13 protein-coding genes are annotated in these 17,842 nt (G+C 70.3%); 5 read left to right on the top strand and 8 right to left on the bottom strand.

Annotated features, from left to right (window positions below):
* Nucleotides 1–2: 2 nt before the first annotated feature.
* The 3 genes from AAW13_RS02560 to AAW13_RS02570 form a co-directional block, all read right to left on the bottom strand.
* Nucleotides 3–932 carry an RNA polymerase sigma-70 factor gene (locus tag AAW13_RS02560; protein ID WP_046729190.1) on the bottom strand — a complete coding sequence of 310 codons (930 nt, stop codon included), beginning with the start codon at nucleotides 930–932 and terminating at the stop codon, nucleotides 3–5.
* A gap of 44 nt (nucleotides 933–976) precedes the next feature.
* Nucleotides 977–1,354 carry a DoxX family protein gene (locus tag AAW13_RS02565; RefSeq protein ID WP_046729191.1) on the bottom strand — a complete coding sequence of 126 codons (378 nt, stop codon included), beginning with the start codon at nucleotides 1,352–1,354 and terminating at the stop codon, nucleotides 977–979.
* A gap of 80 nt (nucleotides 1,355–1,434) precedes the next feature.
* On the bottom strand, nucleotides 1,435–2,061 hold the full coding sequence (locus tag AAW13_RS02570; protein ID WP_046729218.1) for a TetR/AcrR family transcriptional regulator: 627 nt from the start codon (nucleotides 2,059–2,061) through the stop codon (nucleotides 1,435–1,437).
* A gap of 364 nt (nucleotides 2,062–2,425) precedes the next feature.
* On the opposite strand from AAW13_RS02570, the gene AAW13_RS02575 reads away from it, so the two are divergent.
* Nucleotides 2,426–3,340, top strand: coding sequence for an ABC transporter permease (locus AAW13_RS02575; protein ID WP_046729192.1), 915 nt, complete (start codon nucleotides 2,426–2,428; stop codon nucleotides 3,338–3,340).
* Nucleotides 3,333–4,211 carry an ABC transporter ATP-binding protein gene (locus AAW13_RS02580; RefSeq protein ID WP_046729193.1) on the top strand — a complete coding sequence of 293 codons (879 nt, stop codon included), beginning with the start codon at nucleotides 3,333–3,335 and terminating at the stop codon, nucleotides 4,209–4,211. Before AAW13_RS02575 ends, AAW13_RS02580 begins: the two co-directional genes overlap by 8 nt.
* Nucleotides 4,212–4,292: 81 nt before the next feature.
* Here AAW13_RS02580 and AAW13_RS02585 read toward each other — a convergent pair whose 3' ends face one another.
* The 3 genes from AAW13_RS02585 to AAW13_RS02595 all read right to left on the bottom strand — a co-directional run bounded on the left by AAW13_RS02585 (nucleotide 4,293) and on the right by AAW13_RS02595 (nucleotide 10,957).
* Entirely contained in the window at nucleotides 4,293–9,230 is a 4,938-nt protein-coding gene (locus AAW13_RS02585; RefSeq protein WP_046729194.1) for an NAD-glutamate dehydrogenase, read from the bottom strand.
* Nucleotides 9,231–9,682: 452 nt separating this feature from the next.
* Nucleotides 9,683–10,348, bottom strand: a complete 666-nt coding sequence (locus AAW13_RS02590; protein WP_046729195.1) for an HAD family hydrolase — start codon at nucleotides 10,346–10,348, stop codon at nucleotides 9,683–9,685.
* 93 nt (nucleotides 10,349–10,441) lie between these two features.
* Entirely contained in the window at nucleotides 10,442–10,957 is a 516-nt protein-coding gene (locus tag AAW13_RS02595) for a DUF6912 family protein (protein WP_046729196.1), read from the bottom strand.
* A gap of 363 nt (nucleotides 10,958–11,320) precedes the next feature.
* On the opposite strand from AAW13_RS02595, the gene AAW13_RS02600 reads away from it, so the two are divergent.
* Nucleotides 11,321–11,782, top strand: a complete 462-nt coding sequence (locus tag AAW13_RS02600; protein ID WP_046729219.1) for an Rv3235 family protein — start codon at nucleotides 11,321–11,323, stop codon at nucleotides 11,780–11,782.
* A gap of 314 nt (nucleotides 11,783–12,096) precedes the next feature.
* Here AAW13_RS02600 and secA read toward each other — a convergent pair whose 3' ends face one another.
* Nucleotides 12,097–14,940 (bottom strand): preprotein translocase subunit SecA, encoded by a 2,844-nt coding sequence (gene secA, locus AAW13_RS02605; protein ID WP_046729197.1) that lies wholly within the window; start codon nucleotides 14,938–14,940, stop codon nucleotides 12,097–12,099.
* Between the two features lie 266 nt (nucleotides 14,941–15,206).
* On the opposite strand from secA, the gene AAW13_RS02610 reads away from it, so the two are divergent.
* Together AAW13_RS02610 and AAW13_RS02615 are read left to right on the top strand one after the other, a co-directional pair.
* A complete protein-coding gene (locus AAW13_RS02610) occupies nucleotides 15,207–15,782 on the top strand; it encodes a GNAT family N-acetyltransferase (RefSeq protein WP_046729198.1) in 576 nt (191 codons plus the stop codon).
* 49 nt (nucleotides 15,783–15,831) lie between these two features.
* Complete coding sequence (locus tag AAW13_RS02615) at nucleotides 15,832–17,019, top strand: winged helix-turn-helix domain-containing protein (RefSeq protein ID WP_046729199.1); 1,188 nt, start codon at nucleotides 15,832–15,834, stop codon at nucleotides 17,017–17,019.
* Between the two features lie 25 nt (nucleotides 17,020–17,044).
* Here AAW13_RS02615 and AAW13_RS02620 read toward each other — a convergent pair whose 3' ends face one another.
* Nucleotides 17,045–17,794, bottom strand: coding sequence for a response regulator (locus AAW13_RS02620; protein ID WP_046729200.1), 750 nt, complete (start codon nucleotides 17,792–17,794; stop codon nucleotides 17,045–17,047).
* Between the last annotated feature and the right edge of the window lie 48 nt (nucleotides 17,795–17,842).

The raw sequence follows: 17,842 nt of genomic DNA on the forward strand, positions 1-17,842 counted from the left end.
CGTCAGTCCTTCTCCGTCGGTCTGCGGACCCTCTTGAGGCGTTCGGAGACGGCCCAGGCGTCGGCCACCGGGCCCAGGTGGGCGAGTTTGTCGGGGTTGAGGACCACGCGGACGGCCTGGACGCGACCGTCGAGGATGTCGAGGGACAAGGTCTGTAGGACCCTGCCGTCGCGGTCGCGGAAGATCGCACCGGGCTGGCCGTTGACCTCACGCCGCTCGCAGGTCACCTCGACACGGTCGAGCGCCGGGAAGACGGCGGCCAGGAGGCGGGCCACGTTGCGGGCGCCGGCCACCGCACGGGCCAGTTGCGGGGTCTTGCCGCCGCCGTCGCCGACCAGGGACACGTCGGCGGCGAGCAGGTCCTGGAGGCCGGCCAGGTCGCCGTCGTGGAGGGCCCCGAAGAAGCGGGACGCCAGTGCGTCGCGTTCCCGGCGGTCCGCGTCGAAGCGGGGGCGGCCCGCCGCCATGTGCCGCCGGGCCCTGACCGCCAGCTGGCGGCACGCCGACTCCGTGCGGCCCACCGCCGACGCGATCTCGGGGAAGCCGAAGTCGAACACCTCGCGCAGGACGAAGACGGCGCGCTCCAGGGGGCTGAGGCGTTCCAGGAGCAGCAGCGCCGCCATGGACACCGAGTCGGCGAGCTCCGCGGACCGCTCCGGGTCCTCGTAGGGGTCGGCGAGCAGCGGCTCGGGGAACCACGGACCGACGTACGTCTCGCGTCGCACGCGGGCCGAGCGCAGCACGTCGATCGAGATCCGGGTCACCGCGGCCGACAGGAAGGCCTTGGGCGACCTGACCTCCGTGGGCGAGCCGGTGAAGCGCAGCCAGGTCTCCTGCACCGCGTCCTCGGCCTCGGCCACACTGCCGAGGATCCGGTAGGCGATCGAGAACAGCAGCGGGCGCAGCTCCTGGAACTCCGTGGTCCTGTTCATGTCCCCTCCCCCCTTCGACTTCATGTCCCCTCCCCCCTTCGGCCTCAGAACGCCCCGGGGCCGAACCGGCCCACCGCGACGACCAGCGCGAGCACGAGGTAGGCCAGGTTCAGCACCACGAACGCCCGTTCGCCGCGCCGGCCGTGGGTGATCATCGCGCCGGTCATCAGCAGGGTCCAGCACACGGCGGTGACCGGCACCAGTACCGGCGCGACGCCGGTGACGGCGGGCAGCACCAGGCCCGCCGCGGCCAGGATTTCGAGGACGCCGAGCGACTTCACGAAGCCGTCGCCCGCGTCGCCGGTCCAGCCGCCGCCGTGGGCCGCGGCCAGCTTCTCCCTCGGTACGAACGTCTTGGTGATGCCACCGGTCAGCGCCACGGCGGCGAGCAGTCCGGCGGCGGTCCACAGGGCGAGGTTCATCGTCCACTCCCGGGTCGGGGATGTCTGCGCCCCCTACGACGAGACGGCGGGCCCGCGTGTGACATCCCCGGCCGGGTGGGTCACAGCGCCTTGAGCGCCTCCGTGGTCCCGCGAGCCAGCGCCGCCAGGTACCCCTTGGGCAGCTTGGGGGTGCGGATCACCACCGAACGCCAGTACAGCGGGCCGGAGATCAGGTCCATGGCCAGGTCGTCGTCGAGGTTCCCGGCGAGTTCACCGCGCCGCTGCGCCGCCTCGATGATCTTGCTGGCGACGCCTTCCTGACCCTCCCGCAGGGTCTTCTGCATGGCCTCGGCGATGTCGGGGTTGCGGGCCGCCTCGGCCTGGAGGTCCGGGATGATCTGCGAGGCGACCGGGTGGCGCAGCGCACGGGAGGTGACCTCGTAGAGCAGGCGCAGGTCGCCCTCGAGGGAGCCGGTGTCGGGCACCGGCAGGCCCAGCACGGCGAGGGCCGAGACGACGTCGAGGACCAGGTGCAGCTTGGAGCGCCAGCGGCGGTAGACGGCGGTCTTGCCGACGCCGGCGCGGCGCGCGATGCCCTCGATGGACATCCGGGCGTACCCGACCGCCGCGAGTTCCTCGAAGACGGCGGCACGGATGGCCTCGGTCACGTCCTCGCGCAGCACGGCCGCTCCGGCGGGGGCTCGTCGGCGCGGACGCGTCTGGGACTCCTCGGCGTTCGTCGTCATACCCCCCAGCATAGGGGCGTAACGACGAAACGGTTGCGTTCCGACGGGACCTGCCACCCGATCGCCGCAACCGTCACACGCTGAACGACGCCCAGCTCACCGCCGTATCGAACACCGTTCCAAGCCGCCCTCCGCAACGAATCGATCGCGGCCCGAGCTCGGGAGTGTCACGACGCATACGTCTCCGTGACGACGAAACGGTTGCGTTCCGACGCCAACTCGGCCTACGCTCCCGTTGCGACGAAACGGTCCCGTTCCGACGTAAGAAAACGTGAAGAGAAGCGTAAGGAAACGCCGGGTGACGGACCGGGCGCCCAGCCGGACGCCGCAGCACCCCCACCCCCCGAGTGAGAAAGCAGCGGATGTGACCCAGGTTCTCCACACACCGCCCCCGACTCCGGTCACGGCCGAGGACGACCTCGCGGCGCTCGCCGCCCGGCACGGCCTCTCGGTCAGCGGCGCCCGCCCCTCCCTGCCGGAGTACGTCCGCCAGCTGTGGGCACGGCGGCACTTCATCACCGCTTTCGCCACCGCCAAGCTCACCGCCCAGTACGCCCAGGCCAAGCTCGGGCAGGTCTGGCAGGTCATGACTCCGCTGCTGAACGCGGCGGTGTACTACTTCATCTTCGGCGTCCTGCTCGGCACCAAGCGGCACGTGCCCGACTACATCCCGTTCCTGGTCACCGGCGTGTTCATCTGGACGTTCACGCAGAGCTCGATCATGGCGGGCACCCGGGCGATCTCCGGCAACCTCGGCCTGGTGCGGGCCCTGCACTTCCCGCGGGCCGCGCTGCCGATCTCGTTCGCGCTCCAGCAGCTCCAGCAGCTGCTGTTCTCGATGGCCGCCCTGGTCGTCATCCTGCTCTGCTTCGGCGTCCCGGTCGCCTTCTCCTGGGTCCTGGCCGCCCCGGCGCTGCTGCTTCAGTTCGTCTTCAACACCGGCGTCGCGATGATCATGGCCCGGATGGGCGCCAAGACACCCGACATCGCCCAGCTGATGCCCTTCATCCTGCGCACCTGGATGTACGTGTCCGGCGTGATGTGGAGCATCGACAAGCTGACCAAGGGCGACCATCTGCCCCACTGGGTGACGATCGCGCTGGAGACCAACCCGGCCGCCGTCTACATCGACCTCATGCGGTACGCGCTGATCGACAGCTTCCACTCCAGCCAGCTGCCCCCGCACGTGTGGGCGGCGGCGACCGGCTGGGCCCTGGTCGCGGGCGTCGGCGGCTTCATCTACTTCTGGAAGGCTGAGGAGACGTACGGCCGTGGCTGAGAACGTGAGCGACACCCTTATCCCCACCGTCGTCGCCGACAAGGTCGACATCGTCTACCGGGTCCACGGCACCGGCGCCGGCCGCGGCTCCGCCACCGCCGCCCTCAACCGCATGCTGCGCCGCAAGCAGGCCGAGAAGGCCGCGGGCACCCGCCTGGTGCACGCGGTCAAGAGCGTCTCCTTCGTCGCCTACAAGGGCGAGGCGATCGGCCTCATCGGCACCAACGGCTCCGGCAAGTCCACCCTGCTCAAGGCCGTCGCCGGCCTGCTGCCCGTGGAGAACGGCGCCATCTACACCGACGGCCAGCCCTCCCTCCTCGGCGTCAACGCCGCCCTGATGGGCGACCTGACCGGTGAGAAGAACGTCTACCTCGGCGGCCTCGCCATGGGCATGTCCCGCGAGGAGATCAAGGACCGCTACCAGGACATCGTCGACTTCTCCGGCATCAACGAGAAGGGCGACTTCATCACCCTGCCGATGCGGACCTACTCCTCCGGCATGGGCGCCCGGCTGCGCTTCTCCATCGCCGCCGCCAAGGACCACGACGTGCTGCTCATCGACGAGGCGCTGGCCACCGGTGACGCGTCCTTCCGGATGCGCTCCGAGGAGCGCATCCGCGAGCTGCGCCAGCACGCGGGCACGGTGTTCCTGGTCAGCCACAACAACAAGTCCATCCGCGACACCTGCGAGCGGGTGCTGTGGCTGGAACGCGGTGTGCTGCGCATGGACGGGCCGACCGAGGAGGTCCTCGCCGAGTACGAGGCCTTCACCGGTGACAAGTCCGACAAGGCGAAGCCCAAGCCGAAGCCGAAGCCGAAGGCCGCCCCGCCGGAGCAGACCGCCGCGGCGACGGCCGGCCGGCCTTCCTGACGCAGGCGTACGTGAAGGCGCCCCGAGCCGTCTCCGGCTCGGGGCGCCTTCACATGTCGTACGGCTGCTGCCGTCCTACGGCTACGCGTGCGTGCGCAGGAGCGTGCGCATCGTCCGCATGGCCACCGACAGGTTGGCCAGGTCGAAGGAGTCCGAGCCGCGGATCTCCTCCAGGGTGGCCCGGGCCCGGCCCAGGATCGCCGTGTTCTTCTGCTCCCAGGCCTGGTAGCGCTGCTCGGGCGTCGACGTGCCGTCGCCCGCGGCGAGGACGTCGGCGGTGAGCATCGCGTGGGCCGCGTACAGGTCCTCCCGGATGGAGGCACGGGCCATCGACTGCCAGCGGTCGGCCCGCGGGAGCTCGATGATGCGGTCCATCAGCTGGGTGACGCCGAGACGGTCGGCGAGGTCGTAGTACACCTCGGCGACGTCCAGTGGCTCCTTGCCCGTGCGGTCGGCCACCGAGACGATGTCCAGCGCCGGGAAGGCCGAGGAGAAACCGGCCACCCGGGTCGCCGGCTCGTCCGGGACACCGGCCGCGGACAGCTCGTCGTACACGTGCTGGTACCACTCCAGGTCCGCGCCGCGCAGCAGCTTCGGCAGCTGCTGCCAGACCTGTTCGACCCGCTCGGAGAAGAAGTCGACGGTCTCCAGCAGTTGCAGCGGCTGCGGCCGGTTGTTGAGCAGCCAGCGGGTGCCGCGCTCGACCAGCCGCCGCGAGTGCAGCCGGATCCGGGTCTGGACGGCCGCGTCGACCTTGTTGTCCAGCTCCTCCACCGCGTCCCACACCGGCGCCGAGCGGAAGATCGCGCGGGCCGCGGTCTGCGCCCGGACGATCTCCTCCAGGGAGGCCCCGGTCTCCTCGCGCAGCCGGTGCAGATAGGTCGTACCACCGGTGTTGACCGTGTCGTTGACCAGGACGGTGGTCGTGATCTCGCGGCGCAGCGGGTGGGTGGCGAGCGCCGCGGCGAACTGCTCGCGCAGGGCCGTCGGGAAGTACGCGTGCAGCAGGCCGCTCAGGTACGGGTCGTCGGGCAGCGAGGTCGCCAGCAGCTCGTCGGAGACCGTGATCTTCGTGTACGCCAGCAGGACGGCCGTCTCCGGGCCGGTCAGGCCCTGGCCGGTGCCGATGCGCTCGCGGATCTGCCGGTCGGTGGGCAGGAACTCCAGGGCGCGGTCCAGGTGGCCTTCCCTGACCAGGTGGCGCAGGAAGCGCTGCTGGGCGTGGAGCATGTCCCCGGACTGGGCGAGGGCGTTGGCGATGGCCACGTTCTGCGCGTAGTTGTTGCGCAGCACCAGGGAACCGACCTCGTCGGTCATCTCGGCGAGCAGCTTGTTGCGCTGCTTGACCGTCATGTCGCCGTCCGCGACCACACCGTTGAGCAGGATCTTGATGTTCACCTCGTGGTCGGAGGTGTCCACGCCGGCGCTGTTGTCGATCGCGTCGGTGTTGATCTTGCCGCCCCGGCGGGCGAACTCGATCCGGCCGAGCTGGGTCAGGCCCAGGTTGCCGCCCTCGCCGACCACCTTGACGCGCAGGTCGGAGCCGTCGACGCGGATAGCGTCGTTGGCCTTGTCGCCGACGTCGGCGTGGGACTCGGTCGACGCCTTGACGTAGGTGCCGATACCGCCGTTCCACAGCAGGTCGACCGGCGCGCGCAGGATCGCCTTCATCAGGTCGGCCGGGGTCAGCTTGGCGACCTTGTCCTCGATACCGAGGGCCTCGCGGATGTGGCCGTTGACCGGGATGGACTTGGCGGTACGGGGGAAGACGCCGCCGCCCGCCGAGAGCAGTTCGGTGTCGTAGTCGCCCCAGCTGGAGCGGGGCAGCTCGAACAGGCGGCGGCGCTCGGCGTAGGAGGTGGCCGCGTCCGGGTTCGGGTCGATGAAGATGTGCCGGTGGTCGAAGGCGGCGACCAGCCGGATGTGCTCGGAGAGCAGCATGCCGTTGCCGAACACGTCACCGGACATGTCGCCGACGCCGACGACCGTGAAGTCCTCGGTCTGGGTGTCGACGCCCAGCTCCCGGAAGTGCCGCTTCACGGACTCCCAGGCACCGCGCGCGGTGATGCCCATGCCCTTGTGGTCGTAGCCGGCGCTGCCGCCGGAGGCGAAGGCGTCGCCGAGCCAGAAGTCGTAGCTGCCGGCCACCTCGTTGGCGATGTCGGAGAACGTCGCCGTGCCCTTGTCGGCGGCGACCACCAGGTAGGTGTCGTCCTCGTCGTGCCGGACCACGTCCTGCGGGGGCACGACCTCGCCGGCCACCATGTTGTCGGTGATGTCGAGCAGCGCGGAGATGAAGGTCTTGTAGCTGGCGATGCCCTCCGCGAGCCACGCGTCACGGTCCTTGGCCGGGTCCGGCAGCTGCTTGGCGACGAAGCCGCCCTTGGCGCCGACCGGCACGATGACGGTGTTCTTCACCATCTGCGCCTTGACCAGGCCGAGGATCTCGGTACGGAAGTCCTCACGCCGGTCGGACCAGCGCAGGCCGCCGCGCGCGACCTTGCCGAAGCGCAGGTGCACACCCTCGACGCGCGGCGAGTACACCCAGATCTCGTACGCCGGGCGGGGCGCCGGCAGGTCGGGGATGGCCTGCGGGTCGAACTTCATGGAGACGTACGAGTGCGGCCGGCCGGCCGCCGTCTCCTGGAAGAAGTTGGTGCGCAGCGTCGCCTTGATGACGGTCAGGAAGGACCGCAGGATGCGGTCCTCGTCGAGACTCGCCACCTGGTCGAGCGCCGCGTCCAGTTCCTCGAGGAGCGCGTCGACGATCTCCAGGCCGGCCTTCTGCCGGTCCGGGGACATCCGCGCCTCGAAGAGGGAGACGAGCAGCCGGGTGGTGTGGACGTTGTGCCGGAGCGTGGTCTCCATGTAGTCCTGGCTGAACGTGGAACCGGCCTGCCGCAGGTACTTGGCGTACGCCCGCAGCACCATCGCCTGCCGCCAGGTCAGCCCGGCGCTCAGCACCAGGGCGTTGAACCCGTCGTTCTCCGCCTGGCCGGTCCAGGTCGCCGCGAAGGCCTCCTGGAACCGCTCACGGCCGTCCTCGCCCAGGTAGTCGCCGCTCGCGGCGCCCTGTGACTTCGGCATGCGCAGCCCGAAGTCGTAGATCCACGCGGTGGTCCGGTCCGCGCAGCGCAGTTCGTACGGCCGCTCGTCGATCACCTCGACACCCAGCGTGTTGAGGACCGGCAGCACCGCCGACAGGGAGATCGCCGCGCCCTTGCGGTAGATCTTGAAGCGGCGCTCGCCGGGGGCGGCGCCCACCGGCTCGTAGAGGCTGAGGGCGAAGTCGTTGCCCGCCTCCTCGGTGAGCCGCTCCAGGTGGACGAGGTCGGCGACCGCCGCGCGCGGGGTGTGGTCGGCTTTGTAGCCCTCGGGGAAGGAGTTGGTGTACTTGCGCTGGAGCTCGGCCGCGCGCTCCTCGCCGAGCTCGGCGTTGAGCGCCTCGGCGAAGCCGTCGGCCCAGGAACGGGCCGCCTCGACCAGGCGGGCCTCGATGCGGTCCTTGTCGACGTCGGACAGCTCGGGCAGTCCGGTGCCCTGCGGGACGCGGACCACGAAGTGCAGCCGGGACAGGATCGACTCGGTGTTCCAGGCCGTGAAGTCGACGCTGGTGCCGCCGAGCTCCTCCTTGAGGATGTCGATGATGCGCAGCCGGACGCCGGTGGTGTAGCGGTCGCGGGGCAGATAGACGAGGGCCGAGTAGTAGCGGCCGTACTCGTCCTGGCGCAGGTAGAGACGGAGCCGGCGGCGTTCCTGGAGGTAGAGGACGCTCGTGACGATCGACTCCAGCTCCGGGACCGGAGTCTGGAACATGTCGTCGCGCGGGTAGGTCTCCATGATCTGGAGCAGGTCGCGGCCGTCGTGGCTGTTGGGCGAGAACCCGGCCCGCTCCAGGACCGCGTCGACCTTGCGCCGGATCACCGGCACCCGGCGCACCGACTCGGTGTACGCGGCGGACGAGAACAGCCCCAGGAAGCGCCGCTCACCGACCACGTTGCCGTCGGCGTCGAACTTCTTGACGCCGACATAGTCCAGGTACGACGGCCGGTGCACGGTCGCCCGGCTGTTCGCCTTGGTCAGCACGAGGAGCTTGTGCTCGCGGGCCTTGGCGCGCGCGTCGGCCGGGAGCCGCTCGAAGGACGGGCTGACGGGGTGGCCCTCGTCGACGGTGTGGTGCGGGTCGGAGCGCAGGATGCCGAGGCCGGTGCCGGGCACGGCGGCCAGGGAGTCGTCCTCGCGCAGCTGGTACTCGCGGAAGCCGAGGAAGGTGAAGTGGTCGGCGGCCAGCCAGCGCAGCAGCTCGCGGGCCTCCTCGACCTCGGGGCCCGGCAGGTCGGCGGGGACCGGCTCGTCACCGAGGTGCTCGGCGACGCGGACGGCGCACTCCCGCATCTTCTCCCAGTCCTCGACGGCCTCACGGACGTCCGACAGGACGCGCAGCAGATCGGCGGTGATCTGCTTGAGGTCGGAGCGGTCGGTCTCACGGTCGATCTCGACGTGGATCCAGGACTCGATGTGCGTGTCGTGCGGCAGCTCGTCGCCGGCGGCCGGGGTGGGCAGCACCTCGATCAGCTTGCCGGTGAGATCACGGCGCACCACGAACTGGGGGTGGATGACGACGTGGATGCCACGTCCCTGCCGGGTCAGCTCGTTGGTGACCGAGTCGACGAGGAAGGGCATGTCGTCGGTGACGACCTCCACCACGGTGTGGCTGCATGTCCACCCGTTCTCCTCGACCGTCGGGGTGTGGACCCGGACGTTGGCGGTGCCCTGCGGGCGGGTCTCCGCGAGACGGTAGTGCGAGACGGCCGCGCCGAAGACGTCGACCGGGTCGCGGTCGGCCAGGTCCTCCGGTGCGGTGTGCAGGTAGTAGCGCTGGAGGAACGTGAAGACGGACTCCTGGTCCACCTCTCCCGTCGTCCCAGTCGGTAGGTGCCCCCCGGCCGGGCTGTTCTCAGCTACCCGGGCGGCCCGATCGAGCAGCTCGGCCTTGGCTTCGTCCAGCTTGGTCTGCATTGTCCTCTGGCTCCTGTCGCGCGCCATTGCGTGACGTAGAAGGAAGTACGGGCTCTTCCCCCTGCGGCTCGACGCCACGGCCGGGGTCTCCGGTCTGCTTCGACGCTATGCCGCAAGGCGAGATGAGCGGGGGGTATTCGGCCATTCTCGACGGGCCCCAAGGGTGTGACGTCCCTCTCGGCGCCACCACTGCCAGGGCCGTCCGCGACGCCCTCCGCCCGAGAAGACCAGCGACCGCCGCCCGGTCACGGAGGTGTTCCGTGCTCACCGGGCGCAGGGCAGGGGCGCCGACGCCCCCGCGAACTATCGCGCTGATCACGCCACCAAGGCTATCGCTCCCGACCGGGGGCCCGTCATGAGCCGTATGTGTACAAAACAGGGGGTGCAACTTTGACGTTCTGCACAGCGACGACGGCTCGCGAGGGTGCCGGGCCGACTCTTGCGACCCCGGCTCACGCCACGAGTCTCTCCGCCTCCTCGACCGCCTCCGCCAGTGAGTCCACCACCGGCACACCGGCCTCCTCCAGGCTCACCCGGCCGTGCGACCCCCCGGTGTAGAGCACCGCCTTCGCGCCCGCCGCGTGCGCGGCCACCGCGTCGTCCGCCGCGTCCCCGATCACCACGGTCCGCCCGGGGGCCACGTCCGCCAGCTGCCGCAGGTGCCGCACCATGTGCTCGGCCTTGCTGCCCCCGGACGGCCCGACGCGCCCCTCCACCCGCAGGAAGTGCGGCTCGATGCCGAATCCGCGCACCAGCGGCACGAGTTCGTCGTGCACGTACATGCTCAGCAGCGACTGGCTGCGCCCCACCGAACGCCACCCGGCCAGCAGCTCGGCCGCCCCCTCGGTGAGCCCGCACAGACCGCGGTGCTCGGCGTAGTACCGGTGGAAGATCTCGTCCATGACCTCCCACTCGGTCTGCGTCGGCAGCCGTCCCATCAGCCGCTCGTAGAACTTCGGCACCGGCACGCAGTACAGCGCCCGGTACTGCTCCAGCGTGATCGGTGCCAGGCCCAGCTCGGCCGAGGCCGCGTTCGTCGCCCCGATGATCGCGTCGTTGTCGTGGAACAGGGTCCCGTTCCAGTCCCAGACGATGTGTGCCTTTTCGTGCTTCCCCATGCCGAAAACGCTACCCGCCATCACTGACAGTCAAGACCGGGCGGAGCGTCACCGCAGGTCACAGAGGTGCTGCCAGGCCCCGGCAGGGTCCGTTCAGCCGCCCAGTCCCACCAGGTTCGGGATCTCCTGCGTGGCGTACCAGAGCAGTTCGTGGTCCTCGGCGCCGTCCACCACGAACTGCGCGTCGTCGTCCCCGCCGTCCGCGGCCGCGAGCGCTCCGGCCGCGGCGGTCACGTCCTCGTCCGCGTCGTCGGAGTCGACGTGCACCGCGGCGGCCCTGGCCAGCGCCACCGTCGCGGTCACCCGCACCTCGCCCAGCGCCGCCGGGTCCAGGCCACGGTCCGGATCGGCCGCCGCCGTGCCGTCGGGCACGTCCACGGCGACCACGACCCGGCGGCGCGGCGCGTCCGGGTCGGCGGCCAGCAGCCGCAGGGAGGCCAGCGCGGCCCGGCTGAGCGCCGCGTACTCCAGTTCCTCCAGGTCGTCGGAGAGGTACCACTCGCGCAGCGCGGGCGTGACGGCGTAGGCGACGAACGGACCGGTCCCCAGCGCGCCCGTCTTGTACGCCTCGGCCAGCGCGGGGAGGGTCAGGGGGACGTAGACGCGCATGCTGGCCGCTCTCTCTGGACGCTTCGACTCTGCCGGTACCGGACGTCCCGACGACCGCCGGGCCCTCCGGTTGCCTCCCGAGGGCGGTCGGGCCTTCCGGAGGGCCTTCAGGATACGTGCGGGCGTCCCCTTTCGAGTCCCGGGCCGTGACGTCGCGGGCGTCCACCCGGCGCCCCTCGGTTCACCCGGTGCCGCCGCCTGTCCGGCGGGTTTCCCATGCCCGTGACCACTCGGATAGGTGAATGTTCCGGAGCCCCGACACGGGCCGCCCTCGCCTTGCTGTCGCCGTCCCGGGCCCCGTACAAGATCCTCAACCTCAAGTTACCGCCCGGTATCAGCCGGGCCGCCGAACGGGGACCCCCCATGAACAAGGTCATGACCAGGACCGCCAAGCTCCGTCCGGACACCCGTCCGCCCGGTCGCCGTGACTCCCGCCGGCCCGGCGCCCCCGCCTCCCGCCGGCCGCTCACCCCGCCGGCCGCACCGACCGGCCCCCGGCCCACCGACCTCTTCGCGGAGCGTCTGCTGGCCGTGCTGAGCGGCCGCCGCCCGGTCCACTGGATGCTCCGGCACACCGCGGGCCCCGCCTACGACGACCTGGCCCGCCTCGCCGAGCGCGGCCCCCTGCGTGCCCGGGGCGCCGACCCCGTGGTCCGCGACATCGGCTACTACGTGCCGCGCACCGGTGCCCTCGAGGTCTTCGCCCGTATCGCGGCGGGCGAGCAACTGCGTGCCATGGCCTTCCGCCTGGAGCAGGGCGCCGACCTCCGCTGGCGCTGCACGGCGGTGGAACTCGGCGGTCCCCGCCCACCCCGGACCCACTGACGGACCGCCCCGAGCCGGGGACCGCCCAGCCGAGGGGTACGGCGACACCCGCCGCCTCTCACACAGGCCCGGCGACAGCCGTCCCACCCACATACGCGCTGCGACAGCCATCCCACCCACATACGCGCGGCGACAGCCATCCCGCCCCACAGGCGCGGCGCCAGCCATCCCGCCCCATAGGCGCGGCGACAGCCGTCCCGCCCGCGCAAGGCACGGCGACAGCCATGCCTCTCTCTCCTCGGCGCCGGGCATACGCCGAGGGGCCGGCCTCCTCTGGCGAGGTGGCCGGCCCCTGGGCGGTGGTGTCGGTGCCGTCACTTCCTGCGGCGGCGGCTGCCCTTCGCCTGCTTGCGGCGCTCGGCGCGGGTCAGGCCGTCGGCCTCGGAGCGGGCCGGCTCGTCGTCGTAGGCGAAGTCACCCTCGACGAGGCCGCCCTCGCCGTCCACGGTCGCCGCCGAGAAGTGCATGCCCCGGCGCTGCGGCGCCTCCAGACCCTTGGCCCGGATCTCGGGACGGGAACCCGCCTGGGCCGGGACCGCGTCCTGGACCCCGTCCACGGGCACCGCGGCGTCCTCGACCGGGACCTCCTCGACCTGCTGCTCGACCTGGACCTCCAGGTTGAACAGGTAGCCGACGGACTCCTCCTTGATGCCGTCCATCATCGCGGTGAACATGTCGAAGCCCTCGCGCTGGTACTCGACCAGCGGGTCCTTCTGGGCCATCGCGCGCAGGCCGATGCCCTCCTGGAGGTAGTCCATCTCGTAGAGGTGCTCGCGCCACTTGCGGTCCAGGACCGACAGCACGACCCGGCGCTCCAGCTCACGCATGATCTCGGAGCCGAGCTGCGTCTCACGCGACTCGTACTGCTCGCGGATGTCGTCCTTGATGGACTCGGAGATGTACTCGGCGGTCAGCCCCGCACGGTCGCCGGCCGCCTCCTCCAGCTCCTCGACGGTGACCTTGACCGGGTAGAGCTGCTTGAAGGCGCCCCACAGACGGTCGAGGTCCCAGTCCTCCGGGAAGCCCTCGGCGGTCTCCGCGCCGACGTACGCGTCGATCGTGTCGTCCATGAAGTGCTGGATCTGCTCCTGGAGGTCCTCGCCCTCCAGGACGCGGCGGCGCTCGCCGTAGATGACCTCGCGCTGCCGGTTGAGGACCTCGTCGTACTTCAGGACGTTCTTACGGGTCTCGAAGTTCTGCTGCTCGACCTGCGACTGCGCGGACGCGATCGCGCGGGTGACCATCTTGTTCTCGATCGGCACGTCGTCCGGCACGTTCGCCATGGACATCACGCGCTCGACCATCTGGGCCTTGAAGAGCCGCATCAGGTCGTCGCCGAGGGAGAGGTAGAAGCGGGACTCACCGGGGTCGCCCTGCCGGCCGGAACGACCACGCAGCTGGTTGTCGATCCGGCGCGACTCGTGCCGCTCGGTGCCGAGTACGTAGAGGCCTCCGAGGTCCTTGACCTCCTCGAACTCGGCCTTGACCGCCTGCTGGGCCTTCTCCAGGGCGGCCGGCAGCGCCTGCGCCCACTCCTCGATGTGCTCCTCGGGGTCGAGGCCGCGCTGCCGCAGCTCCGCCTCCGCGAGGTCCTCGGGGTTGCCGCCCAGCTTGATGTCCGTACCACGGCCGGCCATGTTGGTGGCCACCGTCACGGCACCCCGGCGGCCCGCCTGCGCGACGATCGACGCCTCACGCTCGTGGTGCTTGGCGTTGAGCACCTCGTGCTGGATGCCGCGCTTGGAGAGCTGCTGCGAGAGGTACTCCGACTTCTCGACGGACGTCGTGCCGACGAGGATCGGCTGGCCCTTCTCGTGCTTCTCCGCGATGTCGTCGACGACCGCCTCGAACTTGGCGACCTCGGTGCGGTAGATCAGGTCCGACTGGTCCTTGCGGACCATCGGACGGTTCGTCGGGATCGGGACCACGCCGAGCTTGTAGATCTGGTGGAACTCGGCGGCCTCGGTCATGGCCGTACCGGTCATGCCGGACAGGCCGGGCTGTTCCTTGCCGTTGTGGTCGTGGCGCTTGTAGAGGCGGAAGAAGTTCTGAAGGGTGATCGTGGCGAGGGTCTGGTTCTCGTCCTTGATGTCCACCCCTTCCTTCGCCTCGATCGCCTGGTGCATGCCCTCGTTGTAACGACGGCCGGCGAGGATACGGCCGGTGTGCTCGTCGACGATCATGACCTCGCCGTCGATGACGACGTAGTCCTTGTCCTTCTTGAAGAGCTCCTTCGCCTTGATGGCGTTGTTCAGGTAGCCCACCAGAGGGGTGTTCACCGACTCGTAGAGGTTGTCGATGCCCAGCCAGTCCTCGACCTTGGAGACGCCGGACTCGTGGATGGCGACGGTGCGCTTCTTCTCGTCGACCTCGTAGTCGCCGGTCTCCTCGATGCCCTTGAGCGGGTTGCCTGCCTCGCCCTTCTTCAGGCGCAGGACCAGCTTGGCGAAGTCGCCGTACCACTTGGTGGCCTGGTCGGCCGGACCGGAAATGATCAGCGGGGTACGGGCCTCGTCGACCAGGATGGAGTCGACCTCGTCGACGATGGCGAAGTTGTGGCCGCGCTGGACGAGCTCGTCCTGCGCCCAGGCCATGTTGTCGCGCAGGTAGTCGAAGCCGAACTCGTTGTTCGTGCCGTACGTGATGTCGGCGTTGTACTGCTCGCGGCGCTCGGCCGGCGTCATGTTGGCCAGGATGCAGCCGACGTTCAGGCCGAGGAACTTGTGGACGCGGCCCATCATCTCGGAGTCGCGCTCGGCCAGGTAGTCGTTGACCGTGATGAGGTGGACGCCCTTGCCCGCCAGTGCGTTCAGGTACGCCGGCAGGGTGCCGACGAGGGTCTTGCCCTCACCGGTCTTCATCTCGGCCACGTAGCCGAGGTGGAGGGCCGCGCCGCCCATGATCTGCACGTCGTAGTGGCGCTGGCCGAGGACGCGCTTGGCGGCCTCGCGGACGGTCGCGAACGCCTCGGGGAGCAGGTCGTCGAGGCTCTCGCCGTCTTCGTAGCGCTGCTTGTACTCATCGGTGAGGGCCCGCAGCTCGGCGTCGGAGAGGTCGACGAAGTCCTCTTCGATGGAGTTGACCTGGTCCGCGATGCGGTGCAGCTTGCGCAGGATCTTGCCTTCGCCTGCACGCATGATCTTCGAGAGGACGGACACGGGGGTTTGTCTCCTTGCCGGTCGGGCCTGGGACGGTCGGTTTCCATTTGACTTACTGAGCAACGGCCATCGTATGCGAGGACCCGGGCGCGCCGGGAGGCCCGGCGGTCCGACGACCGTCGACGCTTTTCCGATTCATACGGGACAACGGCCCGGACGCGCGGATAGTGCCGCATCGGAGCAAGGAATTGCGCGAATTGTGATCACCCGCTCACCCAGCGCGAAAGGGATGGCGAGCCGGACGCCCGGCCGAGCAGAATCAGCCGATGGAACCCGTCACGCTCACCACCCCTCGTCTGCTGCTGCGCGCGGTCGGCCCGCAGGACACCGACGCGGTGTACGCGGCCGTCCAGGATCCCGACATCCAGCGCTGGACCACGATTCCCTCCCCCTACCTCCCGGAACACGCCCGCGGCTTCACGGAGCAGCTGGTTCCCGACGGCTGGTCCGAGGGCTCGATGTTCACCTTCGGCGTCTTCCTTCCCACCCAGGGGCTGGCCGGGATGCTCGGCCTCACCATGCGCTCGCTGGGGACGGCCGAGGTGGGTTTCTGGTCCGCGCGGGAGCACCGCGGGCGCGGTCACATCACCGAGGCCACCCTCGCCGTCGCCCGGTGGGCCTTCACCGAGATGGCGATCGACCGGGTCGAATGGCGTGCCGAGGTCGGCAACCTGGCGTCCCGCGCGGTCGCGGAACGCGCCGGTTTCGCCATGGAGGGCACGCTGCGCTCCGGCATCAACAACAAGGGCGTACGACGCGACTGCTGGGTGGGCTCCCTGCTCCCCTCGGACCTGGGCCTGCCCTCGGCCGCGCCCTACCTACCGGCCCCCTCGCAGGGCTGAAACCGCAGTTCGCGCCGCACTGTCAGTGGCAGCCTCTAGGGTCCGAGTCATGACGACCCTCCCGCGCCCCGCCGTCCTCTCGGCGGACGAAGCCCGCCGTATCGCCCTGAAGGCACAGGGGTTCCTCGGCGCCCCCGACCGCCGTTCGGGCGTCCGGGGCGTGCTCCGCCACCTCGGCGCGGTCCAGCTGGACACGATCTCGGTCCTCGCCCGCTCCCACGAACTCATCCCGTACGCCCGCCTGGGCCGGGTCGGCCGCAGGACGGTCGAGGCCGCCTACTGGCAGGACACGCACGCCTTCGAGTACTGGTCGCACGCGGCCTGCATCCTCCCCATCGAGGAGTGGCCGCACTTCGCCTTCCGCCGCCGCGCCTACCGCGACCGTCCGCACTGGAACCACGACCTCCCGACGGGCGTCTACGACCGGGTCATCAAGCAGCTGCGCGCCGAAGGCCCGCTGACCGCCACGGAGTTGGGCGGCGCGAAGAAGACCAGCGAGTGGTGGGACTGGTCGGGCACCAAGGTCGCGGTGGAGCGCGCGCTCATGTACGGCGAGGTGGTGTGCGTCGAGCGCCGCGGCTGGAAGCGGGTGTACGACCTGGCCGAGCGCGCCGTCCCGGCGGAGTTGCTGCACGACGACCTGGACGACACCGAGTGCCTGCGCCGTCTGGTGCGGCTGGCCGGGCAGTCACTGGGGGTCGGCACGCGCGCGGACATCGCCGACTACCACCGGCTCAAGGGCGAGCAGGTCGACGCGGTGATCGCCGACTCGGGGCTGGTACCGGTGGAGGTGGCGGGCTGGGGGAAGCCGGCCTGGGCCGACCCGGCGGCGCTGGCCGCGCCGCTGCGTGGCCGGCACCGTACGACGCTGCTCTCGCCGTTCGACTCCCTGATCTGGGACCGGGCGCGCACCGAGCGGATCTTCGGGTTCACCCATCGTCTGGAGGCCTACGTGCCGAAGCCGAAGCGGGTGCACGGCTACTACGCGATGCCGGTGCTGGCCGGCGGGCGGCTCGTGGGCCGGGTGGACCCGGCGCGTGAGGCGGGCGGGGTCCTGGTGGCCCGGCAGGTCACGCTGGAGGGCCCGAAGGCGGTCCCGGCGGTCGCGGAGGCGCTGGTGGAGGCGGCGAGCTGGGTGGACTGCACCACGGTCCGCGTGGAGCGCGTGGACGCGCCCGAACTGCGCGAGCCCCTGCTGCGGGAAGTGACCCGTTCGCTGATGGCCGCACTGCGCTGAGCGGTTCCGGCCCGTGCCGGGCGGGTCAGCGGATCTCGAGGATCTTCTCGCGCATCGCGTAGACCACCGCTTCCATCCTGGAGTGCAGCTGGAGCTTCTCCAGGATGTTGCGCACGTGGTTCTTCACGGTGTTCTCGGAGATGAACAACTCCTTCGCGATATCGCGGTTGTTCATCCCCGTGGCGACGAGTTTGAGCACTTCGAGTTCACGGTCGGTGAGCCGTGGCGCCGGCACCAGTCGGCGCTCGTCGGTGCGCTGGATCATCGACTTGAACTCGGTGAGGAGTTTCGACGCCATGGACGGGCTGATCTGCGACTGTCCGTCGGCCACCGCGCGAATGGCGGTGGCCACCTCGTCGGTGGAGATCTCCTTGAGGAGGTATCCGGTCGCGCCCGCCTTGATCGCCTCGTAGAGGTCGGCCTCCTCGTCGCTGATCGTCAGCATGATGATCTTCGCGCTGGGGGCGACCTCCTTGATGGAGGTGCAGGCCTCGATACCGCCGCGTTTGGGCATCCTGACGTCCATCAGCACGATGTCGGGCAGGAGGTCGGCGGCCTTGTCGACGGCCTCGGCGCCGTCGCCGGCCTCTCCGACGACCTGGATGTCCTCCTCGGCGGCGAGCACGATCTCCAGGCCGCGGCGGAAGAGGGCGTGGTCGTCCACGACAAGGACGCGGATCGGTTCCTTGCGTGGAGTGCCGCCCGCGTCCGGGCCCATGCCGGCGACGCCGTCGTCGGCGTCACCGTCCCGCATCGGTCCGAAGCTTTCCGCCATCGTTCCTCCCCCTGAAGGCTGTGGCCTGTGGTGCTGTGCCATCGCCAA

Origin of the sequence: Streptomyces humi, assembly GCF_001005085.2 — a bacterium.
GTDB classification, from domain to species: domain Bacteria; phylum Actinomycetota; class Actinomycetes; order Streptomycetales; family Streptomycetaceae; genus Streptomyces; species Streptomyces humi.